The sequence below is a fragment of the Pontitalea aquivivens genome (assembly GCF_046507575.1).
GTDB classification, from domain to species: Bacteria; Pseudomonadota; Alphaproteobacteria; order Rhodobacterales; family Rhodobacteraceae; genus Pontitalea; species Pontitalea aquivivens.
Genome location: NZ_JBKFEY010000002.1, coordinates 460715 through 487249 on the forward strand (window position 1 = coordinate 460715; position 26535 = coordinate 487249).

25 protein-coding genes are annotated in these 26535 nt (G+C 65.7%); 12 read left to right on the forward strand and 13 right to left on the reverse strand.

The features are described from left to right. Position 1: 1 nt before the first annotated feature. The 8 genes from ACK8OU_RS05825 to ACK8OU_RS05860 all read right to left on the reverse strand — a co-directional run bounded on the left by ACK8OU_RS05825 (position 2) and on the right by ACK8OU_RS05860 (position 7996). Positions 2–2200: a 3-hydroxyacyl-CoA dehydrogenase NAD-binding domain-containing protein gene (locus ACK8OU_RS05825; protein WP_410302422.1), complete on the reverse strand. Its 2199-nt coding sequence runs from the start codon at positions 2198–2200 to the stop codon at positions 2–4. A gap of 36 nt (positions 2201–2236) precedes the next feature. Beyond that, positions 2237–2662: a hypothetical protein gene (locus ACK8OU_RS05830; protein ID WP_410302423.1), complete on the reverse strand. Its 426-nt coding sequence runs from the start codon at positions 2660–2662 to the stop codon at positions 2237–2239. A 155-nt stretch (positions 2663–2817) separates the two neighbouring features. Beyond that, on the reverse strand, positions 2818–4029 hold the full coding sequence (locus ACK8OU_RS05835; protein ID WP_410302424.1) for an acetyl-CoA C-acetyltransferase: 1212 nt from the start codon (positions 4027–4029) through the stop codon (positions 2818–2820). A gap of 13 nt (positions 4030–4042) precedes the next feature. Next, positions 4043–4681 carry a glutathione S-transferase family protein gene (locus ACK8OU_RS05840; protein WP_410302425.1) on the reverse strand — a complete coding sequence of 213 codons (639 nt, stop codon included), beginning with the start codon at positions 4679–4681 and terminating at the stop codon, positions 4043–4045. A gap of 267 nt (positions 4682–4948) precedes the next feature. Continuing rightward, complete coding sequence (locus tag ACK8OU_RS05845; RefSeq protein ID WP_410302426.1) at positions 4949–5161, reverse strand: hypothetical protein; 213 nt, start codon at positions 5159–5161, stop codon at positions 4949–4951. 47 nt (positions 5162–5208) lie between these two features. Continuing rightward, entirely contained in the window at positions 5209–6987 is a 1779-nt protein-coding gene (locus tag ACK8OU_RS05850; protein WP_410302427.1) for an acyl-CoA dehydrogenase C-terminal domain-containing protein, read from the reverse strand. A 25-nt stretch (positions 6988–7012) separates the two neighbouring features. Then, positions 7013–7411: a MerR family transcriptional regulator gene (locus ACK8OU_RS05855; protein WP_410302428.1), complete on the reverse strand. Its 399-nt coding sequence runs from the start codon at positions 7409–7411 to the stop codon at positions 7013–7015. Positions 7412–7627: 216 nt separating this feature from the next. Beyond that, a complete protein-coding gene (locus ACK8OU_RS05860) occupies positions 7628–7996 on the reverse strand; it encodes a MerR family transcriptional regulator (RefSeq protein ID WP_410302429.1) in 369 nt (122 codons plus the stop codon). Between the two features lie 151 nt (positions 7997–8147). Between ACK8OU_RS05860 and ACK8OU_RS05865 the strand changes: the two genes are divergently transcribed. From ACK8OU_RS05865 to ACK8OU_RS05875, 3 genes are read left to right on the forward strand one after another with little or no spacing between them, the layout of a single operon-like run. Beyond that, on the forward strand, positions 8148–8612 hold the full coding sequence (locus ACK8OU_RS05865; protein ID WP_410302430.1) for a PaaI family thioesterase: 465 nt from the start codon (positions 8148–8150) through the stop codon (positions 8610–8612). Further along, on the forward strand, positions 8609–9145 hold the full coding sequence (locus tag ACK8OU_RS05870) for a PaaI family thioesterase (RefSeq protein WP_410302431.1): 537 nt from the start codon (positions 8609–8611) through the stop codon (positions 9143–9145). Before ACK8OU_RS05865 ends, ACK8OU_RS05870 begins: the two co-directional genes overlap by 4 nt. Then, positions 9142–10452, forward strand: coding sequence for an MATE family efflux transporter (locus ACK8OU_RS05875; RefSeq protein ID WP_410302432.1), 1311 nt, complete (start codon positions 9142–9144; stop codon positions 10450–10452). The genes ACK8OU_RS05870 and ACK8OU_RS05875 overlap by 4 nt, the downstream gene beginning before the upstream one ends. Positions 10453–10513: 61 nt before the next feature. Here ACK8OU_RS05875 and trpS read toward each other — a convergent pair whose 3' ends face one another. Beyond that, positions 10514–11554, reverse strand: a complete 1041-nt coding sequence (gene trpS, locus ACK8OU_RS05880; RefSeq protein ID WP_410302433.1) for a tryptophan--tRNA ligase — start codon at positions 11552–11554, stop codon at positions 10514–10516. 99 nt (positions 11555–11653) lie between these two features. Here trpS and ACK8OU_RS05885 point away from each other — a divergent pair, with 99 nt between their 5' ends. Continuing rightward, on the forward strand, positions 11654–12337 hold the full coding sequence (locus ACK8OU_RS05885) for a rhomboid family intramembrane serine protease (RefSeq protein WP_410302434.1): 684 nt from the start codon (positions 11654–11656) through the stop codon (positions 12335–12337). A gap of 1 nt (position 12338) precedes the next feature. On the opposite strand, the gene murJ is transcribed toward ACK8OU_RS05885, so the two are convergent. From murJ to ACK8OU_RS05900, 3 genes are all read right to left on the reverse strand, one after another. Next, positions 12339–13883: a murein biosynthesis integral membrane protein MurJ gene (gene murJ / locus ACK8OU_RS05890; RefSeq protein ID WP_410302435.1), complete on the reverse strand. Its 1545-nt coding sequence runs from the start codon at positions 13881–13883 to the stop codon at positions 12339–12341. Continuing rightward, positions 13883–16645, reverse strand: a complete 2763-nt coding sequence (locus tag ACK8OU_RS05895; protein WP_410302436.1) for a [protein-PII] uridylyltransferase — start codon at positions 16643–16645, stop codon at positions 13883–13885. The genes murJ and ACK8OU_RS05895 overlap by 1 nt, the downstream gene beginning before the upstream one ends. Positions 16646–16707: 62 nt before the next feature. Next, the gene (locus ACK8OU_RS05900) at positions 16708–17889 is read right to left on the reverse strand and encodes a penicillin-binding protein activator (protein ID WP_410302437.1); all 1182 of its coding nucleotides are present in this window, start codon (positions 17887–17889) and stop codon (positions 16708–16710) included. Positions 17890–17985: 96 nt separating this feature from the next. On the opposite strand from ACK8OU_RS05900, the gene rsmI reads away from it, so the two are divergent. From rsmI to gshB, 3 genes are read left to right on the forward strand one after another with little or no spacing between them, the layout of a single operon-like run. Beyond that, positions 17986–18867, forward strand: coding sequence for a 16S rRNA (cytidine(1402)-2'-O)-methyltransferase (gene rsmI / locus ACK8OU_RS05905; protein WP_410302438.1), 882 nt, complete (start codon positions 17986–17988; stop codon positions 18865–18867). Further along, positions 18867–19226, forward strand: coding sequence for a YraN family protein (locus ACK8OU_RS05910; RefSeq protein ID WP_410302439.1), 360 nt, complete (start codon positions 18867–18869; stop codon positions 19224–19226). The genes rsmI and ACK8OU_RS05910 overlap by 1 nt, the downstream gene beginning before the upstream one ends. Before the next feature lie 59 nt (positions 19227–19285). Next, the gene (gene gshB / locus ACK8OU_RS05915) at positions 19286–20227 is read left to right on the forward strand and encodes a glutathione synthase (RefSeq protein ID WP_410302440.1); all 942 of its coding nucleotides are present in this window, start codon (positions 19286–19288) and stop codon (positions 20225–20227) included. Here the strand turns inward: gshB and ACK8OU_RS05920 are convergent, their stop codons facing one another. Beyond that, the gene (locus tag ACK8OU_RS05920; protein ID WP_410302469.1) at positions 20228–21742 is read right to left on the reverse strand and encodes a YifB family Mg chelatase-like AAA ATPase; all 1515 of its coding nucleotides are present in this window, start codon (positions 21740–21742) and stop codon (positions 20228–20230) included. A 283-nt stretch (positions 21743–22025) separates the two neighbouring features. Between ACK8OU_RS05920 and ACK8OU_RS05925 the strand changes: the two genes are divergently transcribed. The 5 genes from ACK8OU_RS05925 (at position 22026) to ACK8OU_RS05945 (ending at position 26508) form a co-directional block, all read left to right on the forward strand. Then, positions 22026–22904, forward strand: a complete 879-nt coding sequence (locus tag ACK8OU_RS05925) for an RNA polymerase factor sigma-32 (RefSeq protein ID WP_410302441.1) — start codon at positions 22026–22028, stop codon at positions 22902–22904. Further along, the gene (locus ACK8OU_RS05930) at positions 22901–23701 is read left to right on the forward strand and encodes a ChaN family lipoprotein (protein ID WP_410302442.1); all 801 of its coding nucleotides are present in this window, start codon (positions 22901–22903) and stop codon (positions 23699–23701) included. The genes ACK8OU_RS05925 and ACK8OU_RS05930 overlap by 4 nt, the downstream gene beginning before the upstream one ends. 57 nt (positions 23702–23758) lie before the next feature. Beyond that, positions 23759–24961: a bifunctional phosphopantothenoylcysteine decarboxylase/phosphopantothenate--cysteine ligase CoaBC gene (gene coaBC, locus ACK8OU_RS05935; protein ID WP_410302443.1), complete on the forward strand. Its 1203-nt coding sequence runs from the start codon at positions 23759–23761 to the stop codon at positions 24959–24961. A 63-nt stretch (positions 24962–25024) separates the two neighbouring features. Beyond that, on the forward strand, positions 25025–25471 hold the full coding sequence (dut, locus tag ACK8OU_RS05940; RefSeq protein ID WP_410302470.1) for a dUTP diphosphatase: 447 nt from the start codon (positions 25025–25027) through the stop codon (positions 25469–25471). Then, positions 25468–26508, forward strand: coding sequence for a HesA/MoeB/ThiF family protein (locus tag ACK8OU_RS05945; protein ID WP_410302444.1), 1041 nt, complete (start codon positions 25468–25470; stop codon positions 26506–26508). Before dut ends, ACK8OU_RS05945 begins: the two co-directional genes overlap by 4 nt. Positions 26509–26535: the final 27 nt, after the last annotated feature.

Consider the following 26535-nt stretch of genomic DNA (forward strand, 5'->3'; position numbering starts at 1 on the left):
GTCAGGCCGCTTGCGCCGCCTGCCCACCGCCAAAGCGCGCGTAGAAGCTGTCGCCCCCGGCCGCAATGTCGCGCAAAAGCGCAGGTGCCGCGAACCGCGCGCCATGCGCCGCCTCCAGCGCCTCGCAGATTGCGACGGCGCGCGGCGCACCGATGATGTCGAGCCAGGCGAACGGCCCGCCAGACCAGGGCGCAAAGCCCCAGCCCAGGATCGCGCCCACATCGCCTTCGCGGATGTCGGTCAGCACGCCCTGTTCAAAGGCCCGTACGGCCTCCAGCACCTGGGCCATCAGCAGGCGGTGCTGAACCTGATGCAGATCGGGCTGGGTTCCGGCCTGCGGGTATCTGTCCGCCAGCCCGTCCCACAGGCCCTGCCGCTTGCCGCCCTCATAGGCGTAAAAGCCCGCATCTGCCTTTTTTCCCAGCCGCCCCTGATCCGCCATCCAGAACAGCACCTGATCGACTGCGTCGTCGGGATAGGCATCGCCCATCGCGGCCTTGGTCGCCTTGGCGATCTTGACGCCCAGTTCGATTGAGGTTTCATCGACCAGCTGCAGCGGCCCCAGCGGCATGCCCACCAGCCGGGCGGCATTTTCCACCAGCACCGGGTTCACGCCCTCGGCCACCATGCGGATGCCTTCGTTGATATAGGGGATGATGCAGCGGTTGGCGTAAAAGAAACGTGCATCGTTCACCACGATCGGGGTCTTGCGGATCTGGCGCACGAAATCCAGCGCCTTGGCGACGGCGCGATCGCCGGTCTTTTCGCCCTTGATGATTTCCACCAGCATCATCTTGTCCACCGGGCTGAAGAAATGGATGCCGATGAACTGTTCGGGCCGGGCGCTGGCGCGTGCCAGCACCGAGATCGGCAGGGTCGAGGTGTTGGTGGCAAAGATCGCATCGGTCGGCATCACGGCTTCGGCGCGCTGGGTGACCTCGGCCTTGACGGCGGGGTCTTCAAAAACCGCCTCGACCACCAGATCACAGCCCGCAAGCGCGGTGTAATCGGTGGTCGGGGTAATGCGGGCCAGCACCTCGGCCTTGCGTGCCTCGGTCAGCTTGCGGCGGCTGATGCCCTTGTCCAGAATGCCGGCGGAATAGGCCTTGCCCCGTTCGGCCGCCTCGGGGGTGTTGTCGATCAGCACGACCTCGACCCCGGCATTGGCGGCGACATAAGCGATGCCCGCGCCCATCATGCCCGCGCCCAGGATGCCCAGCTTGCGCACGCTTTCATCGGCCAGCTTTGGCCGGTTCGCGCCTTTTTCCAGCGCCTCCTTGTTGATGAACAGGCTGCGGATCATCGCGCCCGAGGATGGATTCATCAGAACATGGGTGAACCAGCGCGCCTCGATCTTCAGCGCGGTGTCAAAGGGCACCAGCGCGCCTTCGTAGACCGCCGACAACAGCGCCTTGGCCGCCGGGTAGACGCCCATGGTCTTGCCATGCACCATCGCGCTGGCGCCGACAAAGGTCATGAAGCCTGCCGGATGATAGGGCGCGCCGCCGGGCATCTTGTAGCCCTTGGCATCCCAGGGCTTGACCAGATCGGCATCCTTCGCCGCCAGCACCCAGGCCTTTGCCGCCGCGACCGGGTCTTCGACCACCTCGTCGATGATCCCGGCGGCCTTGGCCTTCTTCGGATCGCTCAGCTTGCCTTCCAGCAGGAAGGGCGCGGCCATCATCGCCCCCATCTTGCGTGCCAGCCGCGTGGTGCCGCCCGCGCCGGGAAAGATGCCGACCATGATTTCGGGCAGGCCGATCCTGGCCTTTGGATTGTCGGCGGCAAAGATGCGGTGGCAGGCCAGCGGCAGTTCCAGCCCGATCCCCAGCGCGGTGCCGGGCAGGGCCGCAGCGACCGGCTTGCCGCCCTTCAGCGTTTTGGGGTCCATGCCCGCGCGTTCGATCTTGCGCAGCACGGCATGCATCTTCATCACGCCGTCAAACAGGCCCTGCGCGGGATTGTCGCCCGCCGCGTCCTTCATCCGCGCGATGACGTTCAGATCCATCCCGCCGGCAAAATCCTTCTTGCCGCTGGTAATGACCACGCCCTTGACCGCCGGATCGGCCAGCGCCTTGTCTATCATGCTGTCCAGCAGGGCAAAGCCGTCCAGCGACATTACGTTCATCGACTTGCCCGGAACGTCCCAGGTGATGATCGCCACGCCATCCGCGTCGAGGGCATAGGTGAAGTCGGTCATGTCAGATCCTCCGCATGCCCGCCTCACCGGCGGGCGTCAAATGGGTTCGCTGACCTTTGGAAACAGAACGGGCCAGCGTTCGTTTTGTGTTTCGTTCGAAATCGAGGCGGCCTTCCACCGCCCCGCATCGCGCCGCAGGGTCAGAACCGAGCGGAACGGGGGAATGATCTCGGTCGGGCCGGCCAGCGTGCGGGTCACATAGCTGCCCACGATCATGCCGGGGCCCAGTTGCACGATCGCATGCGCCCTTTGGTCCAGCCGCGTCACGCCAAGGTCCTGCATCATGGCGGCAAAACCTTCGAACCCCTCTTCCAGCTGGTCGCGGCAGGTCACCCAGATCGTGGCGGCCCTGGTCATCAGCGTGAAGGGCAGAATGATCTGTTCGGCGTAACCGTCGAAATCCTCGGTCATCACACAGCGGCTGACCGTGTCGAGATGGCCTTGAAAGATTTGCGGGCTCATGGCGCCGGGGTCCTGGGCAATCACACGCAAACCCCGCCCGGCCGGGCAGGGGCAACGCTGGGTTGTCGATTCTCAACCAATGATTGCAGCGCACCTGAATATTATCAAGTCGATAAAATCTACCCGTGGCTGGCCAGACCCCCGTCATCGCGCTGTCAGACCCGCTCGATGATGGTGGCAGCCCCCATGCCGGATGCAATGCACAGCGTGGCAAGCCCCGTGGACAGGTCGCGCCGTTCCAGTTCGTCCAGAAGGGTGCCTATGATGATCGCCCCGGTCGCGCCCAGCGGATGGCCCAGTGCGATCGCCCCACCGTTCACATTGACCTTTGCGGGGTCCACCCCGAATGCCTGCTGGAACCGCAGCACCACGGCGGCGAAGGCCTCATTGACCTCGAACAGGTCGATATCGGAAATCGCCATGCCACTGTCGGCCAGGATCTTTTCCGTCACCGGCACCGGCCCGGTCAGCATGATCGTGGGATCGGTGCCGATCTTGGCCGTGGCGCGGATGCGCGCGCGTGGCTTCAGGCCCATCGCCGCGCCGAATTCGCGGTTGCCGATCAGCACCGCCGCCGCGCCATCGACGATGCCCGAACTGTTGCCGGCGTGATGGATATGCTCAATCCGCTCAAGATGAGGATACTTCATCAGCGCGACCTTGTCGAAGCCAGGCATCACCTCGCCCATGTCCTTGAAGGCCGGCTTCAATGCGGCCAGCCCCCCGGCCGTGGTATCCGGGCGCAGGTATTCGTCACGGTCCAGAATCACCACGCCGTTCTGGTCCACCACCGGCACGATGGAGCGGGCAAAACGATCCTCGGCCCAGGCGGCAGCGGCGCGGTGCTGACTTTCCAGCGCCAGCGCATCGGCCTGTTCACGGCTGAAACCGAATTGCGTGGCGATGATATCGGCTGAAATGCCCTGGGGGACGAAATAGGTCTTCATCGCAAGGCTGGGATCCACGGCGATCGCGGCCCCGTCGCTGCCCATTGCGACGCGGCCCATCATCTCGACCCCGCCGGCGATATAGGCACGGCCAGCGCCACCCCGGATCTGGTTTGCGGCCAGGTTCACCGCCTCCATCCCGCTGGCGCAAAAGCGGTTGATCGACAGGCCGGGGATGCGTTCATCCAGATCCGACAGCAGCACCGCCGAGCGCGCAAGGCAGCCACCCTGTTCGCCCACCTGGGTGACATTACCCCAGATCACATCCTCGACGGCATGGCCGTCCAGCCCGTTGCGGGCCTTCACCGCGTTCAGAAGGCGCGCCGACAGCGCGACCGAGGTCACTTCATGCAGGCTTCCGTCGGCCCGTCCCTTGCCGCGCGGCGTGCGGCAGGCGTCGTAGATATAGGCTTCGGTCATGGGTTCCTCCGTCTCAAATCGGGGCCCGGTCAGCAGGGCTGCCGGGCATCAGGTCATAGGGATGCTGCCAGCCGGGCAGGGCGGCGATACGATCCAGCCAGCGGTCGATATTGGGCAGCGCCTTGCGTTCGAAGCTGAACGGCTCGGGGTAGAACAGATAGCCGCAGCAGGCGGTATCGGCGATGGTGGGCGTGTCGCCCACGATCCAGTCGCGCCCGTTCAGATGGCGCTCCAGCGTCTTGAAGGCGGCGGCCAGGCGCCCCGAAAGCCAGCCGATCGCTTCCATCGGCCGCTTTTCCTCGGGCAGGAAGTTCATCAAAAAGCGCAGCGTACCCGCCTGGGCGGACATCTTGTGATTGTCCCAGAACAGCCAGCGCAGAACCTCGGGCCGGTCTTCGGGCCGGCCCATCAGCTTGCCGGTGGTTTCGCCGATATGCAGCTGAATCACGCCCGACTGGGTCAGAACCCGGCCCCCCTCGACCAGCACCGGCACCTCGCCCATCTCATTGACGGCAAGAAAATCGGGGCTGCGCGTCGCGCCGTGGAAGAAATCCACGAAGACCGGGTCCCAGTCATAACCGGCCAGCGTCATCGTCAGCGCCGCCTTGTAGGCATTTCCGCTTTCGCCAAAGCAGTAAAGTTTCGCGCGCATGTTCCCCTCCCGCTGTTGCGCCGGTTTGCGGCGCTGGAATTGAGTATTTTTGCCAAGAAGAAGCGGCAAAGCGATCGTTTCTAACCTTTCCGTAACCTTGTTCTGCGCCCCATGGTCCCGCGGTACAGGCTGGAGAGCCGATGACCGCCCAAGGAGAAGCGTCCCCGATCCCCTGTGGTGCGCCCACTTAGGCCCGACCGGGGCAGGGATCGGGGCGCGATGCCTGCTTCTTCTTGGTCCAAATACTCATTCGACCGCGTCATCCGATCACGCCCTCCGGTCTTCCAGCGCGGCCTTGAACAGGCGCAGGCGGTGCGACAGGTTTTCCTGATGCACGATGGAACCGAAGTGCTCGAACAGAAAGCTTAGCGCCTCATCCGGAGTGATCCCGGCTTCCTGCGCGAAGCGGTGCAGGTTGCGATACGCGTCATTGCTGAGCGCGACGGGAAAACGGCGGGTCAGGCGCAGGCGTTTGGGCATCAGGCTCTCCGGGATGGGGCAGGGGGCCGCGGTTGGCGACCCGAAGCTTAGAATGCCTCGGCCGGCAGCGCCATGACCGGGTCGGCCCCGCTTTCGATCCGCGCAAGGTGCAGCGCGGTCGCGGGCAGGCAGCGCGCCATATAGAAGCGGCCGGTGGTGATCTTGGTCTCGTAAAAAGCCTTGTCCGGCGCCCCCGAGTCCAGCGCCATCGTGGCGGCCTTGGCTGCGCGCGCCCACATCAGGCCCAGGCAGACATGCCCCATCAGGTGCATGAAGTCGTAAGACCCCGCCAGCGCCGCATTGGGGTTTTTCATGCCGTTCTGCATGAAGAACATCGCCGCCGCCTGCAGATCCTTCGATGCCTTCCTGAGCGGGTCGAGGAAGGTTGCCTTCAGCGCGGCGTCATCCTCGTTTTCCTTGAGGAAGGTCTTGACCATCTCGAAGAAGGCCATGACATGCTTGCCGCCATCCTGCGCCAGTTTGCGTCCGACCAGATCCAGTGCCTGCACACCGTTCGCGCCTTCGTAGATCATGGCGATGCGCGCGTCGCGGACAAATTGCGACATGCCCCATTCCTCGATGTAGCCATGCCCGCCGTAGACCTGCTGGGCCTGCACCGCCATGTCGAAGCCCTTGTCGGTCAGGAAGCCCTTGATTACCGGTGTCAGCAGCGAGATCAGCCCCTCGGCATCGGCATCCCCCATCCGGTGGCTGCGGTCGATCAGATGCGCGCCCCAGAAGGTGAAGGCCCGGGCACCTTCGACAAAGGCCTTCTGTTCCATCAGGCTGCGGCGGATGTCGGGGTGCACGATCAGCGGATCGGCGGGGCCCGTGGGGTTTTCCGCACCCGTCACCGCGCGGCCCTGCAGGCGGTCCCTGGCATAGGCCACCGCGTTCTGATAGGCGGCCACGGCCACGGCATAGCCCTGCAGGCCGACGCCCAGGCGGGCCTCGTTCATCATGGTGAACATGGCGCGCATGCCCTTGTGCAGATCGCCCAGCAGGAAGCCGGTGGCGCCATCGTAGTTCATCACGCAGGTGGCATTGCCGTGAATGCCCATCTTTTCTTCGATCTTGCCGGCCGAGACCGCGTTGCGCGCGCCAGGGCTGCCGTCGGCATTGACCAGAAACTTCGGCACGATGAAGAGCGAGATGCCCTTGGTGCCCTCGCCCCCGCCCGGCGCCTTGGCCAGCACCAGATGGATGATGTTTTCCGCAAGATCATGTTCCCCGGCCGAGATGAAGATCTTTTGCCCGGTGATCGCGTAGCTGCCATCCGCCTGTGGTTCGGCCCTTGTGCGCATCAGGCCCAGATCGGTGCCGCAATGCGGTTCGGTCAGGTTCATGGTGCCGGTCCAGTCGCAGCTGACCAGTTTGGGCAGGTAGGTGCGTTTCTGGTCGTCGGTGCCGTGGGTGCGGATCGCCGAATAGGCGCCGTGGGTCAGGCCCTGATACATGTTGAAGGCCATGTTGGCCGAAACGAACATCTCGCCCACGGCACAGTTCATCAGATAGGGCATACCCTGACCGCCAAAGTCCGGGTCGCAGTCAAGCGCGGTCCAGCCGCCATCCTTCATCGCGGCGAAGGCGGTATCAAAACCTTCGGGCGTGCGCACCACACCGTTGTCCATCACACAGCCCTGGGTGTCGCCAATGGCGTTCAGGGGTGCCAGAACCTCGGCGCTGACCTTGCCGGCCGCGTCCAGCACCGCCTCGGTGAAGTCGCGTTCCAGATCGGCGTAACCGGGCACGCCGGTTTCGGTGATCTTCAGAACCTCGTGCAGTACGAACTGCATGTCCTTCGTGGGGGCGGTATAGCTGGGCATCGGTCGTCTCTCCCTTGCAAATGTGTCAGGCGCCGGGGTTGGCGGCGTTCATGCCCGCCAGTTCCCGTTCGCCCCAGTCGATCTGTTCGCTCAGTTCGGCGATTGCCTGGCCAAGCTCATCGCGCTGTCGCTGCATGGCGGCCAGGCGTTCGCGGGCGACGTCCAGCGTGCGGGCAAGTTGCGCCTTCTGCTGGCCGCCCATCGCATACATGTCCAGCAGCTGCCGGATATCTTCCAGGCTGAAGCCGAACCGCTTGCCGCGCAGGATCAGTTTCAGCCGCGCCCGGTCGCGCCGCGTGAACAGGCGCCTCTGCCCTTCCCGGATCGGGAACAGAAGCTCCTTGGCTTCGTAAAAGCGAAGCGTGCGCGGCGTCACTTGGAATGCATCGCACATTTCGCGGATCGTCATCAGGTCTTCACTCATCTCTCTGTCCTGCCTCTCAGGTCGCCGGTCCTTGCGTCACCCGGGGCAGATCCGGTCTCTGTCCCCTTGATACAAGCGAAGTTGACGTTCACGTCACTGTAACGTGGCGTCACGAATTCGCTGACGTAATGTCAGACAAACTTTACCTCAAGGTAAAGCAATTTTCCAAGCCGGCCAGATCGGCCAGGGCCTGCAGGAAGTTTTGAAGGGTGGGGATCAACGCTTCAGGGAATCAGCGACCTGATCGCGCAGCGCGCGCAGATCGGCGATCGTGACGTCCAGTTCGTCGCGCTGCCGGTTCAGCACGTCCAGCTGACGGTCGGCCAGTCCGATCCAGACCCGATTTTGTTCCTCGGTGCCCATCTGGTCATAGATCAGCAGCCACTGGCGCAGCTCTTCCAGGCTGAAGCCAAAACGCCGCCCGCGCAGGATCAGCGTCATGCGCGCGATTTCGCGCGGGCCGTAGAACCGGGCGCGGCCTTCTTTCTGCGGCGACAGCAATTCGATATATTCATAATAGCGCAGCGTCCGCGGGGTCACCTCGAAGCGTCCGCACATGTCCTTGAAGCTCAGTCGTTCCGCCATCGGTGCCTCCTGCTCGGGCAAAAGCTAGCGCGCGGGCGGGGCAAGCTCAACCGTATTGGGGGCGCGGTGTATCAGGGGGTTGCAGAGCCGCGCCGCTGGCGGGATAGTCGGTCCGTCACCGCCGCGGCCCCGACCAGCCCAAGGACAGATCATGCCTGACACCGATTCCCATCCTGCACCCGACCCCGAGGCGGTAATGCGCGCGGCGCAGCAGTTCATCGAGGCAATCCCCCATGCCAATGCCTGCAATATGCGCATCGAAGAAATCGGCGGCGGCGCGGCGGCGATCTCGATGCCCTATGACCTGCGGCTGGTGGGTGATCCGCGCACGGGCGTGGTGCATGGCGGGGCGGTTTCGGCCTTGATGGATACCTGTTGCGGGGCAGCGGTGATGTCGCATCCCGACGGGCCGGCGGTCACCGCCACCATCGACCTGCGGATTGATTACATGCGCGCGGCCACACCCGGCCAGCGCATCATCGCGCGGGCGACCTGCCATCACGTCACCCGCAGCGTCGCCTTCGTGCGTGCCACCGCCCATGATGAAGAAGACGGCCCCCCCGTGGCCACCGCCACCGGCGCCTTTACAGTCGATCGTTCCAAAGGTGCGCCATGACCCGGCCAAAGCCCGAACCCGTTCAGGTCGTCAAGCAACGCCGTGATGCGGCGCTGCGCGCGCTGGTCTCTGGCGTGCCCTATATCCAGTTTCTGGGCATCGAATTCGAACGCCGCGGCGATGAGCTGACGGCGATCCTGCCCTTTGACGAAAAGCTGATCGGCAACCCGATGTTGCCCGCGCTGCATGGCGGCGTCACCGCGGCCTTCCTTGAGGTCGCCGCGATCATCGAGCTAAGCTGGTCAACCCTCTGGGAAGATGTGGAAAGCGGCCGGATAGCCCTGTCCGGTCTGGATTCGCTGCACATGCCGCGCCTGCCCAAGACCATCGACTTCACGCTTGATTACCTGCGATCGGGCCTGCCGCGTGACGCCTATGCGCGCGCGCGCGTCAACCGGTCGGGCCGGCGCTACGCCAGCGTCCATGTCGAGGCCTGGCAGGACAACCGCGCGCGCCTGTTCGCGCAGGGGACGGGTCATTTCCTGATGCCGGATCGCGATCCGAAGGCCCCCGTGGCCCGGGCCCGGACTTGACCGATCGGATCAGCAACCGCCGCGTTCTGGCGATTGCCTTGCCCATCGTGCTGTCGAACGCGACGGTGCCGATCCTGGGGGCGGTCGATACCGCCGTGGTCGGGCAGCTGGGTCAGGCCGCGCCGATCGGGGCGGTCGGCATCGGCGCGATCATCCTCGCCTCGCTCTACTGGGTCTTTGGCTTTCTGCGCATGGGCACGTCGGGGCTTGTCGCGCAGGCGCATGGCGCGGGCGACCGGGCCGAGGTCGCGGCCGGCCTGATGCGCGCGCTACTGGTCGCGGGCGCGGCGGGGCTTGCCCTGATCACGCTGCAGGGGCCGCTTTTCACCGCGGCCTTCCACCTCGCCCCCGCCTCGGATCAGGTTGAAACCCTTGCGCAATCCTATCTGTCACTGCGCATCTGGGGGGCCCCGGCCACCATCGCGCTTTATGCCCTGACCGGCTGGCTGATCGCGCTGGAACGGACGCGGGCGGTTCTGGTGATCCAGCTGTGGATGAACGGGCTGAACGTGGTGCTGGATCTGTGGTTCGTGCTGGGGCTTGGCTGGGGGGTGCCCGGTGTCGCCACTGCCACGCTGATCGCGGAATGGTCGGGTGTGGCCCTTGCGCTGGCCCTGGCGCGCGGTGCCTTTGCGGGCGGCTATTGGCGCGACGTGGGCAGGGTCTTCGATCGGCCAAACCTGTGGCGCATGGCGCGGGTCAATACCGACATCATGATCCGTTCGATCCTGTTGCAGGCCAGCTTCACCACCTTTCTGTTCCTGGGCGCAGCGCAGGGGGACGTGCGGCTTGCCGCCAATCAGGTGCTGCTGCAATTCCTGGAAATCACCGCCTATGCGCTTGATGGCTTTGCCTTCGCCGCCGAGGCGCTGGTGGGCCAGGCCGTGGGCGCGCGATCGGTGCCGCGCCTGCGCCGGGCCGCGATCGTGACCGCGCAATGGGGCGTTGGGGGGGCGGTGCTGCTGGGGCTGACGTTCTTTCTTGCCGGTCCCGCGATCATCGATCTGATGACCACCGCCCCCGAGGTTCGCCAGACCGCGCGCGATTACCTGCCCTGGCTGGTGATCGCCCCGCTGATCGGCATCGCCAGCTGGATGTTCGATGGCATTTTCATCGGTGCCACGCTGACACGCGAAATGCGCAATACCATGCTGCTTTCGGTCGCGATTTATGCAGCGGCACTTGCCGCGCTGGTGCCAGGGTTCGGAAATCACGGCCTTTGGGCCGCGCTGATGGTCCTGAATGCCACGCGCGGCCTGACGATGGCGCGCCTATACCCGCGCGCGGAACACAGGGCAGGCGCCTGATGCCCCTTCATCTTGCCCGAAATACCTCGGGGGTGCGGGGGCAGCGCCCCCGCCGCGCGGCTCAGCGCGACCGCACCATCCCCATGATCTCATAGGTCCGTTCCAGGATCGGCCGGGCGATCGCATCGGCGCGCGCGGCACCTTCGCCCAGGATCCGGTCGATCTCGGCCGGGTCGGCCGCCAGGCGCTTCATCTCAAGGCTGATCGGTTCCAGCTTGGCCACGGCCAGATCGGCCAGCGCGGGCTTGAAGGTGCCGAACTGGGCGCCTGCGAAATCGGTGATCACCTGCTCGGGCGCATGCCCGGCCAGGGCGGCATATATGTTGACCAGATTGCGCGCCTCGGGGCGGTCCTTCAGGCCTTCCAGCGTGTCGGGCAGGGGCTCGGGGTCGGTCTTGGCCTTGCGGATCTTTTTCGCGATCGCATCGGCATCATCGGTCAGGTTGATCCGGCTGGCATCCGAAGGGTCGGATTTCGACATCTTCTTGGTGCCGTCGCGCAGGCTCATGACCCGGGTCGCGGCGCCTTCGATCACCGGCTCGGGGATCGGGAAGAAATCGACCTTGTAGTCGTGGTTGAACTTGGCCGCGATGTCGCGGGTCAGTTCCACATGCTGTTTCTGATCCTCGCCCACCGGCACCTGGGTCGCGTGATACAGCAGGATGTCCGCAGCCATCAGCGAGGGATAGGCATAAAGCCCAAGGCTCACATGTTCGGTGTTCTTGCCGGCCTTGTCCTTGAACTGCGTCATCCGGTTCATCCAGCCCAGACGCGCCACGCAGTTGAACAGCCATCCCAGTTCCGCATGCGCGCCGACCTGGCTTTGATTGAACAGGATGGACCGCGACGGATCCACGCCCGCGGCGATGAAGCCCGCCGCCGCCTCACGCGTCTGGCGGCGCAGCGCCTCGGGGTCCTGCCAGACGGTGATCGCGTGCAGGTCCACCAGGCAATAGATCGTCTCGATCCCCTCGTCCTGCTTTTCGGCGAACCGCTTCAGCGCGCCCAGATAGTTGCCCAGCGTCAACCCGCCCGAGGGCTGAATGCCGGAAAAGATCCGGGGTTTGAAGGCGGCATTGGGGGTCTGGGCTTCGGCGGTCATGGTCACGCTCCGATCCGGCGGGCTGGAAATCTGTTCCCCGCTCGCTTATCGCTAAAGCGCGCGGGGCGTCAACCGGACCCCGGCTTTGGGAGTATGCCGATGCGCGAGGGCTTTGACGAACATCCGATCAATCCGTTGCCGCCAGTGGTCTGGCTGCTGGCGCTGCCGATCCTTGCGGGGGAACTGGCCTTCGGGCTGGGGCAGGCGGGGTTTGCGGGGGAACTGGCGCGCGGCTGGCGGCTGGATGCGTTGCAGCGATTTGCCTTCGCGCCCGACATTTTCCGGGCGATGATCGATCAGGGCATCTGGCCCGTGAACCATCTGGCGCGCATCCTGGCCTATTCCTTTGTCCATGCCTCGCTGACCCACGCGCTGATGGTGCTGGTCTTCATCCTGGCCCTTGGCAAGATGGTAGGCGAGCTGTTTTCCCTGCCCGCCGTTCTGGCGGTCTTTTTCGGCGGGGCCGTCGCGGGGGCGGTGGCCTATGCGCTGGTGCCGGGTATGACCGCGCCGATCTATGGCGGCTATCCGGCGGTCTATGGGCTGGTGGGCGCCTTCACCTGGATCCTCTGGACCCGGCTGGGCCAAAGCCATGACAACCGGGCCCGCGCCTTCACGCTGATCGGCTTTTTGCTGGGGATCCAGCTGATCTTTGGCCTGTTGTTCGGCACCAGCCCCGACTGGATCGCGGAACTGGTGGGGTTTGCCACGGGTTTTGGCCTGTCATTTCTGGTGGCGCCGGGTGGCTGGCGGCGTGCGCTGCAGCGGCTGCGCCAGCGATGACCTAGCCCCGGCGGCGCAAGAGCCGCATCAGATCGGTCGCGCGATAAGCCCCGATCAGCGCGCCAAGGCCGAAATAGACCGTCATCCCGGCCAGGCACAAAACCGCCAGCGCCAGATAGCGCGATCCGGGCGCGACCAGCGCCGCCGCCATCGCGCCCGCCAGCGCCCAAAGTGCCAGCCCCATCACCGCCGAGGCCGCAAGGATACGCCACAGCCGCGACCAGAACCGCGCATCGGGTCGCGCCGCATCGCCCATCCGCCGCGCGCCGAACCACAGCTGCGCCACCATCACCCAGCCCGAAACGCTGGTCGCCAGGGCCGCCGCCATGAACCCCATCACCGGCATCATGCCCACCGCAAAGCCCGCGTTCACGATCATCGACCCCACCGCATACAGGAACGGGCGCCGGGTATCTTCGCGCGCATAGTATAGCGGCTGCAGCACCTTTTGCAGAACGAAGGCGGGCAGGCCCAGCCCATAGGCCGCCAGCGCCAGCGCGGTGGCGCTGGTATCGGCCGCCGTCCAGACGCCCCGGTCATACAGGACCGAGATCAGCGGCGTTGCGATCACCACAAGCGCCACTGCCGCCGGAACGGTCAGGAACAGCGCGAATTCCGCCCCGCGCGAGAAACTTTCCCGCCCCGCCACCGCATCGCCCGCGCGCAGCTGGCGCGACAGCGCGGGCAGCAGGACCGTGCCGATCGCAATGCCCACCACGCCCAGCGGCAGCTGATACAGCCGGTCGGCATAGGACAGCCAGGCCACCGCCCCTTCGGTGAAAGAGGCGACCTGCCGCCCCACCAGCAGGTTGATCTGCACCACGCCACCCGCCAGAACCGCCGGCCCCGCGATGATCAGAAGCCGCTTCAGATCCGGCGTCATCCGGGGCCAGCCCGGCCGCAGGCCATAGCCAAGACGGCGCGCGGAAAACCAGGTGAAAGCCAGCTGCGCGATGCCCGTCAGCGGCACGGTCCAGGCCAGCGTCAGCCCCATGTCCCAGCCCGCCTGTGCGCCGGTCCACATGGCGGCGATGAACATCAGGTTCATCAGCACCGGCACAAAGGACGCCTCGGTGAACCGGCCAAAGGCGTTCAGCACCCCCGACAGCAACGCCACGAGGCTGATGAACAGGATGTAGGAAAAGGCGATCCGCCCGAACAGAACCGCCATGTCGAACCGCGCATCGCCCGCAAAGCCCGACGCCATCAGCCACACCAGCCCCGGCATCGCCAGCGTGCCCAGAACGGTAAAGCCGATCAGCACCGCCGACAGGCCCGCGAAGGCATCCTGCGCAAAGTCCCTGGCATCCTCGCCCGATTCCAGCTTTTTGGAAAAGATCGGCACGAAGGCCATGTTGAACGCGCCTTCGGCGAAAAAGCGGCGGAACATGTTGGGCAGGGAAAAGGCGATCAGAAAAGCCTCGGCCACCGGGCCCGCGCCCAGATAGGCCGCCATCATCACATCGCGGACAAAGCCCACCACCCGGCTGACCAGCGTCCAGCTGCCCACCGTCAGGAAACCGCGCATCAGCCGGATCGGCGCCATCAGCGTCCGGCCCTTTCCGCGCCCGCCCGGATCGCCTCGCGCAGCTTCTTGTCCAGCGCCTCTTGCTTGGCCCTGGCATGCAGCTTCAGGCCGAACATGTCCTTGACGTAGAAGGCATCCACCACCTGCGCGCCGAAGGTCGCGATCACGGCGCTGGCGATGTAGATGTTGTTGGCTGCCAGTGTCCGCGTCAGATCATACAGCAGGCCGGGGCGGTCGCGGGTGTCGACCTCGATGATCGTGTAGATTTCCGATCCTTCATTGTCGAAGGTGATATGGGTGGGAAAGCGGAATTCGCGTTCGCGCTTCTTGATCTTGTCGCGGTCGATCAGCGCGTCACGCGCCACGACTTCGCCCCTCAGCGTCTTTTCGATCATCTGGCGCAGGCGGGGCAGCTTGTCGGCCTCATAGGGGTGGCCCTCGGTATCCTGCACCCAGAAGACGGCGGTGGCATAGCCGTCCTTTGAGGTATAGGTGCGCGCATCCACCACATTGGCCCCCACCAGCGCCAGCGCGCCCGCAAGGCGCGAAAAGATGCCCGGATGATCCGCCAGAGCAAAGGCCGCGCGCGTGGCATCGTGATCGGGGTCGGGATGCAGGTCGATGCGGATTTCGTCATCGCCAATGCCGCGCAGCAGATGGGCAAATACCACCTGCGTCGCCGTGGTCAGCCCCTGCCAGTAGGGCGCGTAATGGCGTGCCAGTTCAGCCCGCACCTCGCGCTGGTCCCAGTCGGCCAGCGCCTCGCGCAGGGCGCGCTTGGATTCGCTTTCGCGCTTGTCGCGATTGATCGCCTCAAGCCCGTTTTCCAGCATCTCGGCGGTTTCGGCATGAAGGCGGCGCAAAAGCATCGCTTTCCAGTTGTTCCAGGTGCCGGGGCCCACGCCGCGAATGTCGCAGACCGTCAGAACCGTCAGCAGATCCAGCCGCCTTTTCGTTTTTACCGCCTTGGCGAAATCGCGCAGCGTTCGCGGGTCTGACAGGTCGCGTTTCTGCGCCACGTCGGACATCAGCAGGTGATAGCGCACCAGCCATTCCACCGTTTCACATTCCTCTGGCGACAGGCCCAGCCGCGGGGCGACCTTGCGCGCGATCTGGGCACCCAGGATGGCGTGATCCTCGGGGCGGCCCTTGCCGATGTCATGCAGCAGCAGCGCCACATAAAGCACCCGGCGGTTTACCCCCGCCTTCAGGATGTGGGATGAGACCGGCAGTTCCTCGACCAGTTCGCCCCGTTCAATCTGCGCCAGGGTGGAAATGCACTGGATAGTGTGCTCGTCCACCGTGTAGTGGTGATAGACGTTGAACTGCATCATCGCCACGATCGGCTCAAATTCCGGGATGAAGGCGGCCAGCACGCCCAGTTCGTTCATCCGCCGCAGCGCGCGTTCGGGGTTGCCGTGTTTCAGCAGCAGATCCAGAAAGATGCGCGTGGCCTCGCGGTCTTCGCGCAATGTGTCGTCGATCAGGTCCAGGTTCGCCGCCACAAGCCGCATCGCCTTGGGGTGGATCAGCATTCCGGTGCGCAGGGCTTCCTCGAACAGCCGCAACAGGTTCAGCGGGGCGGTCAGGAAAGCCTGCGGATCGGCCACGCTGATGCGGTTGTTGTCGTCGAGCCAGGGCCCTTTCAGCTTGCGCCGGCGACGGAAGATGCGTTCCAGCATCGGTGCGCGCTTGACGTGACGGGCCTCCAGCTCGGTCAGGAAAATGCGGGTGACCTCGCCCACGCGGGTGGCGTGGCGGAAATAGTCCTGCATGAAGATTTCCACGCCGCGCCGGCCGGTCATGTCTTCATAGCCCATACGGCGGGCCACCTCGACCTGCATGTCGAAGGTCAACTGATCGGATGCGCGCCGCGCGATCAGGTGCAGATGGCAGCGCACCGCCCACAGGAAATCCTCGGCCCCGCGGAAATGTTCGTATTCCTCACGCGTGAAAACGCCCAGCGCGACCAGTTCGGCGGCCTTGTCGACCTGGTGGATGTATTTAGCGATCCAGTACAGCGTCTGCAGGTCGCGCAGCCCGCCCTTGCCCTCTTTCACGTTGGGTTCCAGCACATAACGCTGGCCACCCTGGCGTTTGTGGCGTTCGGCGCGCTCGATCAGCTTGGCTTCGATGAATTCGGCCCCGGTGCCGCGGAACAGGTCGGTGCGCAGCCGTTCGCCCAGGTCTTCGGCCAGCGATCGCTGCCCGCCGATGAAGCGGTGTTCCAGCAGCGCGGTGCGGATCGTGTAATCCTCACGCCCAAGGCGGATGCAATCTTCGACCGTGCGCGCGGCATGGCCAACCTTCAGCTTCAGGTCCCACAGCATGTAAAGCATGCTTTCGATGACGCTTTCGGCCCAGGGCGTGATCTTCCAGGGGGTCAGGAACAGCAGGTCCACATCGGACCCCGGCGCCATTTCGGCCCGGCCATAGCCGCCCACGGCAACCAGAGCGATCTGTTCGCCCTCGGTGGGGGTGGGCAGCGGGTGCAGTACCGTCAGCGCCACGCGCAGGATCGCGCGCACGATCCCGTCGGTCAGTGTCGCATAGGCGCGCACCGTGTCGCGCGCGGCGCGGGGATGGGTGGCAAATTCGGCCTCGACCGTGGCGGCGGCCTCTTCGCGGGCCTGGGCCAGGAATCTGACCGTGGCGGCGCGGATGTCACGGTCGTCGGTCAGCCCTGCGATGGCGGCATCGATCGCCTCATCCAGCGCGCTTTGATCCAGAAGCAGGGGCGCCCCGGCATCGGCCGGGGCGAAGGCGGTTGTGTCGGTCACGTCGGTGTCACTTCCTGAATCTGGCCTTGCTTGCGGGCCGGGCGCGGATCGGGGGGCCGGGGTCAGAACCCGGCGCCCCGGAAGCTGCGCGGGGCCGGATCGATCACGCTGACCTGGCCGTTACGCACCTCGGCCACGGCAAGGCCGCGTTCATTGGTGCCATCGGGGCGCAGGCGGAACACACCGCTGACACCGGCAAAACCGGACCCCTGGGTCAGCCCCGCACGGGTCAGCGCATCGGGGCGGCCCGACCGCGCCAGCGCGCCGATCGCGGCAATCCCGTCATAGGCAAGGCCCGCGATCGGATGCGGCGGTTCACCATAGGCGGCCTGGAAGCGCGACTGGAATTGCTGGTTCAGCGCCGGATCGGGCAGGGCGAACCAGCCGCCCTGAACGCCCGGAAGCGCCAGCGTCGCGGGCGGAATGTCCCACCGTGTCAGGCCAATGAACTTGGTCCCTGCCGGGTCAACGCCCTGTTCGGACAGCATCTGCGTCAGCAGCGGCAGCGCGCCCGCGGTGTCGGCCGTCAGGAACAGCGCATCCACGTCGCCCGCCTTGACCCGCGATGCGATGCCCGGCACCGCGCCGATCACGCCCTGCTGCGAAAACGGATAGCCCGCCTTGCCCGCCAGCGTCGCACCAGACCGCGCGATCGCGCCCTCGATCGCGCGGGCGCCGATTTCGCCGGCCGGGGTCTGTTCATGCACCAGCATGATCCGCCGCTTGCCCTTGGATGCGGCATAGGACACCAGCCGTTCGGCGGTGTTGGGGAAGGTCGGACCCAGGACAAAGACATTGCCGCCGGCAATATCGCTGTTGTTCGAGAAGGACAGCACATTCACGTTGCGCTGCGCCACGGCAAGGCCCACGGCATTCGCGGCTTCGGCAAAGACCGGGCCAAGGATGATCTTCGCCCCCTCATCCACGGCACGCGTGGCGACCTGCGCGGCCTGCGCGGCGTTGCCGCCGGTGTTGTAGACGCGCAGGTCGATGTCGACCCCCTGCAAATCGGCAATCGCCATTTCCGCGGCCTGACGCAGCGACCGGGCGATCGTCTCTTCGCCCGTGGTGCCCGATCCGGCGGGGACCAGCAGCGCCACCTGCACGGCTGCGCCCGGCTCGATCCGCTGGCCGGCATTGCCGCCGGCAGTCGAGACGGGTTCACAGGCGGCCAGCCAGAACGCTGACATCAGGGCCGTGATTCGCATCAGGGGCTTGCGGGGGGCGCGCAAAAGGGCAAACATGAAGCTATCCTCTGGTGATGGATCGGCAGGCAATATCGGAAAACCGTAAGCGTTTCCCGAAGACAAGTAAACTTGGCAGGGGCGAGGAAGATCAACATGGCGCTGCAGACGCGGCATTCCGGCGGAACCCCGCCGGGCGCACTGGCCCCGGGACTTCATTTCATTGCAACCCCGATCGGGGCGGCCCGCGACATCACGCTGCGCGCGCTGGACATCCTGGCGCAGGCCGATGTGATCGCCGCCGAGGATACGCGCACCCTGCGCCATTTGATGGAGATCCATGGCGTCGCGCTGAACAACCGCCCGCTGATCGCCTATCACGATCACAACGGCGAGGTGGCGCGCCCCAAGCTGTTGCGCGCGCTGGCCGAGGGGAAAAGCATAGCCTATGCATCGGAGGCGGGAACCCCACTGGTGGCCGACCCGGGATTTCAGCTGGCACGGGCGGCGATCGCGGCTGGTCATCCCGTGCTGGCCGCGCCGGGGCCCTCGGCGGTGCTGGCCGCGCTGACGGTTTCGGGCCTGCCCACGGACCGGTTCCTGTTCGCAGGGTTCGCGCCCAATACCGACAGTGCCCGTCGCAAATGGCTGCGCGAATTCGCAAATGTGCCCGCGACACTTGTGTTTTATGAATCGCCCAAGCGCGTTAGCGAATTGTTAGACGCCCTTGTGGCAGAGTTCGGAGAAGAAAGAGAGGCGGCGGTCTGCCGGGAATTGACGAAACGGTTCGAAGAGGTGCGGCGTGGCAGCTTGCGGGAATTGGCTGAAACCTTCGCCGGGCAGCCGGTCAAGGGGGAGATCGTGGTCCTGGTCGATCGCGCGCGGGGGCGCCGGGCAAGTGTCGAGGATGTCGATCAGGCCCTGTCGGAACGCCTGGCGCGGATGAGTGTGAAAGATGCCGCCGCAGAGGTGGCCGAAACGCTGGGCCTGCCCCGGCGCGAGGTTTACCAAAGGGCGCTTGCGCTGGAGAGAAAGTGATGTCGGGTGCTGTATCCTATCATGCCGGTCTTGCGGCCGAGGCCCAGGTGGCGGCCCATTATGTCAATACCGGACGGCGTATTGCCGCGACCCGCTGGCGCGGGCGTTTCGGGGGCGAAGTCGATCTGATCGCCCGGGAGGGCGCCCGGATCGTGTTCATCGAGGTGAAGAAAGCCAGGACCCATGCCCAGGCCGCGGCACGGATTTCGCCGCGTCAGATGGGTCGCATTCACGCCTCTGCGGCGGAATTCATTGGCAAGGAACCGATGGGTCAGTTGACCGAAGTACGCTTTGATGTGGCGCTTGTAGATGCCATCGGGCGGATCGACATCGTGGAAAATGCGTTCGCTGCAGGCTGACGGGACATTGCGTTACGCGCTGCGCTGGGCCATCAAGAGCGCAACGAAAGGGGGCGCAGATGGCCTTGAAAGTTGCGATCCAGATGGACCCGATCGGCGCGATCAATATTGACGCCGACAGTACCTTCCGCATTGCCCTTGAGGCACAAGAGCGCGGTCATACGCTGTTCTATTACACGCCCGGGCGGCTGTCTTATCGTGAGGGACGTGTTCTGGCGCGCGGCTGGCCGCTGACACTGCGGCGAGAGAAGGGCAATCACTTTACGCTGGGTGATGAGGTCGAGGTGGATCTTGCCGATTACGATGTGGTCTGGCTCCGGCAGGATCCGCCCTTCGACATGGGCTATATCACCACGACCCACATCCTTGACCGCATCCATCCGCGCACCCTGGTGGTAAACGATCCATTCTGGGTGCGGAACTATCCCGAGAAACTTCTGGTCCTGAACTTCCCTGAACTTACCCCGCCCACCCTGATCGCACGCGATCTGAACACGATTCGCGATTTCAAGGCGCGGCATGGCGACATCATCCTCAAGCCGCTTTACGGCAATGGCGGCGCGGGCGTGTTCCGGCTTGACCCGAATGATCGCAACCTTGCCTCGCTGCATGAACTGTTCATTGGCATCAACAATGAACCGTTGATCGCGCAAAAATACATTCCGGCGGTCAGCAAGGGCGACAAGCGGATCATTCTGGTGAACGGCGAGCCGGTGGGCGCGATCAACCGCGTGCCCGCAGAGGGAGAGACGCGATCCAACATGCATGTCGGCGGTCGGCCCGAAAAGATCGGCCTGACCGCGCGTGACCGTGAAATCTGTGCCGCAATCGGTCCGCTGCTGCGCGAGAAGGGCCAGGTTTTCGTGGGGATCGATGTGATTGGCGATTGGCTGACCGAAATCAACCTGACCTCGCCCACCGGGATTCAGGAGCTGGAGCGTTTTGACGGGGTCAATGTCGCGGAAAAGATCTGGCAGGTGATCGAGGCCAAGCGCGCCTGATCATTGCCCGGCCCGCAGGCTGAGCCGGTAGGCGACGGCCTCGGCCACATGGGGTGTGCGGACGGTTTCCGAGCCGTCCAGATCGGCGATGGTGCGCGCGACGCGCAGCACCCGGTGATAGCCGCGTGCGGACAGGCCGAACCGTTCGGCCACCCGGCTTAGCAGGGCCCGGCCTTCGGCATCGGGGGTGGCGATCTGTTCCAGCAGACTGCCCTCGGCCTCGGCGTTGACGTGGATGCCGGGCAGATTGGCAAAGCGTTCGGCCTGCCGACTGCGTGCCGCCTGGACGCGGGCGGCGACCGTGGCGGAATCCTCGCCCGTTGCGGGCAGGTCCAGGTCGGCGTAGGCGACGGGCGGCACCTCGATGCGCAGGTCGAACCGATCCATCAGTGGCCCCGAAATTCGCCCCAGATAATCTTCGCCGCAGGTTGGCGCCCGCGCACAGGCGCGCGAGGCATCCCCCAGATGGCCGCATTTGCAGGGGTTTGCCGCAGCCACAAGCAGAAAGCGGCAGGGATATCGCACATGGGCATTCGCGCGGGCGACGACGACCTCGCCCGTTTCGATCGGTTGGCGCAGCGTTTCCAGCACGGCGCGCGGGAATTCGGGAAATTCGTCCATGAACAGAACGCCGTTATGGGCCAGGCTTATCTCGCCCGGTTTGGCGCCGCGACCACCGCCGACGATCGCCGCCATCGAGGCGGTGTGATGGGGTTCACAGAACGGGCGCAGGCGTGAGATCCCGCCCTCGCGGATCAGGCCCGACAACGACTGGATCATCGAGGTTTCCAGCGCCTCGGTGGGGGACAGCGGGGGCAGGATGCCGGGCAGGCGGGCAGCCAGCATGGATTTGCCCGATCCCGGCGCGCCGATCATCAGCAGGTGGTGGCGCCCTGCCGCGGCGATTTCCAGCGCGCGTCTGGCCTTTTCCTGGCCCTTCACATCGCGCAGGTCGCGGGGCGCGCGCGCGGCGGTCACTTCGCCGGGGCGGGCGGCGGGCAGGGGGGACTGGCCGGTGAAATGGTGGATTGCTTCGGTCAGAGAGGACGGCGCAAAGACCGTGACGGCGCCGACCCATGCGGCCTCGGCGCCGCAGGCGGCAGGACAGATCAGGGCGCGGTCTTCCTCGGCGGCGGCCATGGCGGCGGGCAGGGCGCCCGCGACCGCCACCAACCGCCCGTCCAGCGACAATTCGCCGATGGCGACGCTGGCTTCCACCTCTTCCTTGGGCAGGATGTCGATCGCCGCCAGCAGCGCAAGCGCGATCGGCAGGTCGAAATGCGACCCTTCTTTCGGCAGATCGGCGGGCGACAGGTTGATGGTGATCTTCCTGGATGGCAGCGCGATGGAAAGCGCGGCCAAGGCGGCGCGGACACGTTCGCGCGCCTCGGACACGGCCTTGTCGGGCAGGCCGACGATGGCAAAGCCGGGTATTCCGGGGGCGAGCGCGCATTGCACCTCGACCAGCCGGGCCTCTATGCCGTCGAAGGCCACCGTATAGGCCCGTGCCACCATCTTTCCGCCCCCCGTGTTCGGGTCAGGCATAGAGGAAGATTGGTTGATGAAGGGTTAACAGCGAAAGGTTAACGTTGACGGGTTGGCGATCGGGGAAACCGCCAGAGTCAGCCCGCCGCCGTTATCCGGGCACAGGTCCGGTCATGATCCCTGCCAATTCCACATCCGAAATTGAACTTTTCCGTGAGACCCCGGTGATCTGCAAGACTCACCCCGCCGTATCAGGCATAGTGTTTGAAGAAGAGCACGCCAACAGCAAGGGCAATGGCCTGGGAGACTGCAGATGGCACTCGACGGAATGACGGATGAAACCCTGCCACGCCGCGCGATGCGGGCAGAGCTTCTGGATGCGGAAACGGAAATCGAACTTGCCCGCGCCTGGCGCGACCGGCGTGACGTGGCGGCGATGCAGCGGCTGGTGTCGGCCTATATGCGGCTGGCGATCTCGATGGCGTCGAAATTCCGCCGCTATGGCGCGCCGATGAACGATCTGATCCAGGAAGCAAGCCTGGGCCTGCTGAAGGCAGCCGACAAGTTCGATCCCGATCGCGGCGTACGGTTTTCCACCTATGCGGTCTGGTGGATCAAGGCCAGCATACAGGATTTCGTGATGCGCAACTGGTCGATGGTGCGCACCGGATCGACATCATCGCAAAAGGCCCTGTTCTTCAACCTGCGCCGGGTGCAGGCCCAGCTGGAACGCGAGGCCGAGGCCGAGGGGGTGACGCTGGATGGTGCCCAGTTGCGTCAGCGCGTGGCCGAGACGATTGGCGTGCCGCTGGCCGATGTCGAGATGATGCAGGGTCGGCTGGCCGGGTCGGATTTTTCGCTCAATGCCACGCAATCCTCGGATGAAGAGGGACGCGAATGGATCGAGGCGCTGGAAGATGATGGCGCGCGGGCCGAGGATACGGTTGCCGAAACCCATGACATGGCGTTGATGCGCGACTGGCTTGGCGAGGCGATGGACCGGCTGACCCCGCGTGAAAGGTTCATCGTGACGCAACGGCGCCTGCGCGATGATCCCCGCACGCTGGAATCGCTGGGCGAGGAGCTGGGCCTGTCCAAGGAACGCATCCGTCAGCTTGAGGTTCAGGCCTTCACCAAAATGCGCAAAAGCCTTGAAAGTCACGGCAACGCCGTGCAGCAATTCTTTTCATGAAAGTTTTTCTTGCGTCCTGCCTGTTGTGCGCCGCCGTTCCTGTTTTTGCCGCCCAGATCAGCCCCCAGGATCTGGGCGATCTGCAGGCCGATATCGTGGTGCTGGGCGAGGTTCACGACAATCCCGCTCATCACGCCAATCAGGCAACGGTCCTTGCCGCGCTTGCCCCGCGCGCCATCGTCTTTGAGATGCTCAGCCCCGAACAGGCCGCTCGCGTGACGCCGGACCTGCTTGCGGATGTGGTGGGCTTGGGCGCGGCGCTGGAATGGGCCGCCTCGGGCTGGCCGGATTTCACGATGTATGCGCCTTTGTTCACCGCGGCCCCCGGGGCCGTGATCCATGGCGCGGCCCTGCCGCGCGATGAGGTGCGCCGTGCCATGGCCGATGGTGCCGCAGCGGTCTTTGGCCCGGACGCCCCCGTCTATGGCCTGGATCAGCCCCTGCCCCAGGCTGAACAGGCCGCGCAAGAGGCCGAGCAGATGGCCGCCCATTGCGATGCCCTGCCAGCCGACATGCTGCCCGGTATGGTGGCCGCCCAGCGGCTGCGCGATGCCGCTTTTGCGCGCACCGCGATTCAGGCGCTGGAACAGACCGGCGGTCCGGTGGCGGTGATCACCGGGTCGGGTCATGCGCGCACCGATCGTGGCGTTCCGGCGATGATCGCGCGCGCCGCACCGCAGGTTTCCGTTCTGTCGCTGGGTCAGGTTGAGGCCCCGGCGGACGGGCCTCAGCCCTTCGATCTGTGGATCGTGACCGAGCCCACCCCGCGTGAAGACCCCTGCGCGGCGCTGCGCTAACTTGCGCGGGGCGGTGCCGGGGCCTAAAGCTTGTGGCGCAAGGCGTAGGAGGCGGGGATGCTGGCGGGCAAGAAGATACTCCTGATCATCGGTGGCGGTATTGCGGCCTACAAGGTGCTGGATCTGATCCGGCGGCTGCGTGACGCGGGTGCGGGTGTCGTGCCGGTGCTGACCCGCGCGGCCGAGGAATTCGTGACCCCGCTAAGCGTTGCGGCCCTGGCGGGGGAAAAGGTGCATCGGGACCTGTTCGACCTGACCGAAGAGGCCGAGATGGGCCATATCCAGCTTAGCCGCAGCGCCGATCTGGTGGTGGTGGCGCCCGCGACGGCCGATCTGATGGGCAAGATGGCGGCCGGGCTTGCCAATGACCTGGCCTCGACGCTTCTGATGGCAACGGACAAGCCGGTGCTGCTGGCGCCTGCGATGAATGTGCGGATGTGGATCCATCCCGCGACCCGGCGCAACCTGGCCACCCTGCAGGGTGACGGAATCATGGTCGTGGGCCCGGATGAGGGCGCGATGGCCTGTGGCGAATTCGGCCCGGGCCGCATGGCCGAGCCCGAGACGATTCGCGCCGCGATCGGTGCGGCGCTGGGCGGTGGGCCGCTGGCGGGGCGTCATGTGTTGGTGACCTCGGGGCCGACGCATGAACCCATTGATCCGGTGCGCTATATTGCCAACCGATCGTCCGGGGCGCAGGGCACGGCGCTGGCGGCGGCGCTGCGCGATCTGGGCGCGCGGGTGACCTTTGTCACCGGCCCCGCCACCGTGCCCCCGCCGCCGGGCGTGGCCGTGGTGCGCGTGGAAACCGCGCAGCAGATGCTGGCTGCCGTGCAGGACGCGCTGCCCGCAGATGCGGCGGTCTTTGCCGCCGCCGTGGCCGATTGGCGCGTGGCCAATGCCGCCGGGCAGAAGATGAAGAAGGACGGTTCCGGCAAGGCGCCGGCGCTGGAATTCGCGGAAAACCCCGACATTCTGGCAACGATCAGCCAGATGGGCGCGGGCAGGCCCGGGCTGGTGGTGGGTTTTGCCGCCGAGACCCATGACGTGCTGGCACATGCGACCGCGAAACGCGCGCGCAAGGGATGTGACTGGATCGTGGCCAATGACGTCAGCCCCGGCACGGGGATCATGGGCGGGGCGGAAAATGCGGTGACGCTGATCTATCCCGACGGGTCGGAAAGCTGGCCGCGCATGGCCAAGGACGATGTCGCCCGCCGGCTTGCGGCACGCATCGCCGAGGCGCTGGCGGATCGCTAGGGCCAGGGGCGTGACGGGCAACGGATCATTGGGAAAGGGGCAGATGTGACGGTTGTGAAAATCATGCGCGAGGATTGGGCCGATCCCGCCATCGCCTTGCCCGCCTATGAAACGGTGGGTGCTGCGGGGGCCGATCTGCGCGCCAACCTGTGCCCCGGGGATCGGGCGGTCGGGATCGTGCTGGCACCGATGGCCCGCGCGCTTGTCCCCACCGGGCTGCGGGTTGAAATCCCCGAGGGGTTTGAGATGCAGATCCGCCCGCGTTCGGGGCTGGCGTTCAAGCACGGCATCGGGCTGGTCAACAGCCCCGGCACGATCGACGCCGATTATCGCGGGCCCGTGGGGGTGCTTTTGATCAACCTTGGGGCCGAGCCCTTTGTCGTGGCCCATGGTGATCGCATCGCGCAGGCGGTGATCGCGCCGGTGGTGCAGGCGCGCTTTGAACTGGCCGGTGATCTGGCACAGACCGCCCGGGGTGCGGGCGGCTTTGGGTCGACGGGGACGGCATGATCGGGCTTTTGGGATTTGCGGCGATCTGGGCGCTGGCCGTCTGGAAACGCCCACCGCGCTGGCAGCTTTGGGCCGTGGCCGGGGGCTGGTGGTTGGCGATCCTGTGGGTCCATGCGCCCTGGGGCGGCTTGCCCCCCCTTGCGCGGCTGACCGGGGGGGATTTCCGGGCCTGGCTGGTGTTTGGGGTGATCCTTGCGGTGGTGGGGGTCTATCGGCTTGTGCTGGCCGCTGTGAAGGCGCGTGCGGCGCCGACCCCGGTTGTCGCCACGCCGCCGAAGGCCAGCTTTTCCGCGGCGGAACTGGACCGTTATGCCCGCCACATCATGCTGCGCGAAATCGGCGGGCCGGGGCAGAAACGCCTGAAGGGTGCGAAGGTTCTGGTGGTGGGCGCGGGGGGGCTTGGCTCGCCGGTGCTGCTGTATCTGGCGGCGGCGGGCGTTGGTACGGTGGGCGTGATCGATGATGACGTTGTGTCCAATTCCAACCTGCAGCGGCAGGTGATCCATACCGATGCGCGCATCGGCATGCCCAAGGTGTTTTCCGCCGAACTGCAGATGAAGGCGCTTAATCCCTATATCGAGGTGCGTCCCTACAACCGCCGCCTGTCCGGGGCCGATGCCCCCACCCTGTTCGCCGAATATGACCTGATCCTGGACGGGACCGACAATTTCACCACCCGCTATATGGTGAATGCGGCGGCGGTGGCGGCGGGCAAACCGCTGATCGCGGGCGCCATCGCGCAATGGGAAGGGCAGTTGTCGGTCTATGATCCGGCGCGCGGTGCGCCCTGTTTCGCCTGTGTCTTCCCAGAGGCGCCGGCTGCGGGCCTGGCACCATCCTGTGCCGAGGCCGGCGTGGTCGGCGCGCTGCCCGGCGTGGTGGGCGCGATGATGGCGACCGAGGCGATCAAGGAAATCACCGGCGCGGGCCAGGGGCTGCGCGGGCGGCTGCTGATTCACGATGCGCTTTGGGGCGAAAGCCGTCAGATCGCGGTGAAGCCGCGCCCCGGTTGCGCCGTATGCGGGGCAAAGGGCTGACAGGCCCGCCCTGTGCGAGAGGAGAGT

Bases quoted from the DNA above. Each gene is read 5' to 3' on its own strand.
- ACK8OU_RS05825 (WP_410302422.1), bottom strand. From the start codon at position 2,200: ATGACCGACTTCACCTATGCCCTCGACGCGGATGGCGTGGCGATCATC.
- ACK8OU_RS05830 (WP_410302423.1), bottom strand. From the start codon at position 2,662: ATGAGCCCGCAAATCTTTCAAGGCCATCTCGACACGGTCAGCCGCTGT.
- ACK8OU_RS05835 (WP_410302424.1), bottom strand. From the start codon at position 4,029: ATGACCGAAGCCTATATCTACGACGCCTGCCGCACGCCGCGCGGCAAG.
- ACK8OU_RS05840 (WP_410302425.1), bottom strand. From the start codon at position 4,681: ATGCGCGCGAAACTTTACTGCTTTGGCGAAAGCGGAAATGCCTACAAG.
- ACK8OU_RS05845 (WP_410302426.1), bottom strand. From the start codon at position 5,161: ATGCCCAAACGCCTGCGCCTGACCCGCCGTTTTCCCGTCGCGCTCAGC.
- ACK8OU_RS05850 (WP_410302427.1), bottom strand. From the start codon at position 6,987: ATGCCCAGCTATACCGCCCCCACGAAGGACATGCAGTTCGTACTGCAC.
- ACK8OU_RS05855 (WP_410302428.1), bottom strand. From the start codon at position 7,411: ATGAGTGAAGACCTGATGACGATCCGCGAAATGTGCGATGCATTCCAA.
- ACK8OU_RS05860 (WP_410302429.1), bottom strand. From the start codon at position 7,996: ATGGCGGAACGACTGAGCTTCAAGGACATGTGCGGACGCTTCGAGGTG.
- ACK8OU_RS05865 (WP_410302430.1), top strand. From the start codon at position 8,148: ATGCCTGACACCGATTCCCATCCTGCACCCGACCCCGAGGCGGTAATG.
- ACK8OU_RS05870 (WP_410302431.1), top strand. From the start codon at position 8,609: ATGACCCGGCCAAAGCCCGAACCCGTTCAGGTCGTCAAGCAACGCCGT.
- trpS (WP_410302433.1), bottom strand. From the start codon at position 11,554: ATGACCGCCGAAGCCCAGACCCCCAATGCCGCCTTCAAACCCCGGATC.
- ACK8OU_RS05885 (WP_410302434.1), top strand. From the start codon at position 11,654: ATGCGCGAGGGCTTTGACGAACATCCGATCAATCCGTTGCCGCCAGTG.
- murJ (WP_410302435.1), bottom strand. From the start codon at position 13,883: ATGGCGCCGATCCGGCTGATGCGCGGTTTCCTGACGGTGGGCAGCTGG.
- ACK8OU_RS05900 (WP_410302437.1), bottom strand. From the start codon at position 17,889: ATGTTTGCCCTTTTGCGCGCCCCCCGCAAGCCCCTGATGCGAATCACG.
- rsmI (WP_410302438.1), top strand. From the start codon at position 17,986: ATGGCGCTGCAGACGCGGCATTCCGGCGGAACCCCGCCGGGCGCACTG.
- ACK8OU_RS05910 (WP_410302439.1), top strand. From the start codon at position 18,867: ATGTCGGGTGCTGTATCCTATCATGCCGGTCTTGCGGCCGAGGCCCAG.
- gshB (WP_410302440.1), top strand. From the start codon at position 19,286: ATGGCCTTGAAAGTTGCGATCCAGATGGACCCGATCGGCGCGATCAAT.
- ACK8OU_RS05920 (WP_410302469.1), bottom strand. From the start codon at position 21,742: ATGGTGGCACGGGCCTATACGGTGGCCTTCGACGGCATAGAGGCCCGG.
- ACK8OU_RS05925 (WP_410302441.1), top strand. From the start codon at position 22,026: ATGGCACTCGACGGAATGACGGATGAAACCCTGCCACGCCGCGCGATG.
- ACK8OU_RS05930 (WP_410302442.1), top strand. From the start codon at position 22,901: ATGAAAGTTTTTCTTGCGTCCTGCCTGTTGTGCGCCGCCGTTCCTGTT.
- coaBC (WP_410302443.1), top strand. From the start codon at position 23,759: ATGCTGGCGGGCAAGAAGATACTCCTGATCATCGGTGGCGGTATTGCG.
- dut (WP_410302470.1), top strand. From the start codon at position 25,025: ATGCGCGAGGATTGGGCCGATCCCGCCATCGCCTTGCCCGCCTATGAA.
- ACK8OU_RS05945 (WP_410302444.1), top strand. From the start codon at position 25,468: ATGATCGGGCTTTTGGGATTTGCGGCGATCTGGGCGCTGGCCGTCTGG.